We start from the raw sequence: 466 nt of genomic DNA, 5'->3' as shown, positions 1-466 counted from the left end.
GCTGAATGTAGTCGAAGTTGGATTTAACCACTTCGCCGAACATGTTATATGTTTCCTCCTCCTTGAAGCGTCTTTGAACCTGATGGATTTTATCCATCGGTATAGGTTTGTTTTCAGCATCATAGTAATTTAATTCAAACCTATTGTTATCAAAAATAAAATCAGCATCATATAATGCTACATTAAATTCCTGATGGATGGTTGCAGGAAACTTATAGAAAGGTGTAATTCCCAAGTTAATCCTGTTTTCAATTATTGTCCCTTTATTCCCTTTTTCATCATATTCTGGTTTATGAGCCTGATTTAATGGATTACTGTAGTTTCTTCTAAAGGTTATATAATGATCTTTCTGAATCGGTATGCGCAGAATAGCTTCTACATACCCGTTAGGTAGTGGCCTTAGTTCAAATCTTTTTTCACCATTTAAGGTTTGTTTCAAACTATCCACAGAAAAATATTTAAAGTA

Annotated in this window: 1 pseudogene; it reads right to left on the bottom strand. The window is 33.5% G+C overall.

Features of this window, described 5'->3' with window-relative positions:
* A pseudogene (locus tag HC175_RS18315) lies at positions 1 to 448 on the bottom strand (hypothetical protein); the annotation flags it as partial.
* Positions 449 to 466 lie beyond the last annotated feature (18 nt).

The organism is Salinimicrobium oceani, from assembly GCF_012037645.1.
This window is presented reverse-complemented; position numbering and strand designations above follow the sequence as displayed.